This window comes from Streptococcus sp. CF8_St5-17 (assembly GCF_024295665.1).
Lineage (GTDB): Bacteria > Bacillota > Bacilli > Lactobacillales > Streptococcaceae > Streptococcus.
The window spans coordinates 1-598 of record NZ_JANCOU010000017.1 but is presented as its reverse complement, the minus strand read 5'-3'; the positions used below and the strand labels follow the sequence as shown (position 1 = coordinate 598).

At 51.5% G+C, this 598-nt stretch carries 6 tRNA genes; all 6 read left to right on the top strand.

Annotated elements, in window-relative coordinates:
- The 6 genes from NMM19_RS08355 (at position 1) to NMM19_RS08330 (ending at position 528) form a co-directional block, all read left to right on the top strand.
- Positions 1-73 (top strand) — tRNA-Asp (locus tag NMM19_RS08355).
- An 18-nt stretch (positions 74-91) separates the two neighbouring features.
- Positions 92-164 (top strand) — tRNA-Lys (locus tag NMM19_RS08350).
- A gap of 5 nt (positions 165-169) precedes the next feature.
- Positions 170-251, top strand: a tRNA-Leu gene (locus NMM19_RS08345).
- A gap of 12 nt (positions 252-263) precedes the next feature.
- Positions 264-336 (top strand) — tRNA-Thr (locus NMM19_RS08340).
- Positions 337-363: 27 nt separating this feature from the next.
- Positions 364-435: transfer RNA gene (locus NMM19_RS08335), tRNA-Gly, on the top strand.
- A gap of 7 nt (positions 436-442) precedes the next feature.
- Positions 443-528: transfer RNA gene (locus NMM19_RS08330), tRNA-Leu, on the top strand.
- Positions 529-598 lie beyond the last annotated feature (70 nt).

Here is a 598-nt window from a genome sequence, read left to right as displayed (position 1 = left end):
GGTCCCGTAGTGTAGCGGTTATCACGTCGCCCTGTCACGGCGAAGATCGCGGGTTCGATTCCCGTCGGGACCGTAATAACGAAAGTTATTTGACTCGTTAGCTCAGTTGGTAGAGCAATTGACTTTTAATCAATGGGTCACTGGTTCGAGCCCAGTACGGGTCATATTTGCGGGTTTGGCGGAATTGGCAGACGCACCAGATTTAGGATCTGGCGCTTAACGGCGTGGGGGTTCAAGTCCCTTAACCCGCATAATAGAAATCAGCCGGCTTAGCTCAGTTGGTAGAGCATCTGATTTGTAATCAGAGGGTCGCGTGTTCAAGTCATGTAGCCGGCATTTTTTTTAATATAAACCAGAGTCGATGCGAACGTAGTTCAGTGGTAGAACACCACCTTGCCAAGGTGGGGGTCGCGGGTTCGAATCCCGTCGTTCGCTTAGAGAGGCCGGGGTGGCGGAACTGGCAGACGCACAGGACTTAAAATCCTGCGATTGGTAACGATCGTACCGGTTCGATTCCGGTCCTCGGCATATATTGAAGAGCACCCTTAGCTCAACTGGATAGAGTACCTGACTACGAATCAGGCGGTTAGAGGTTCGA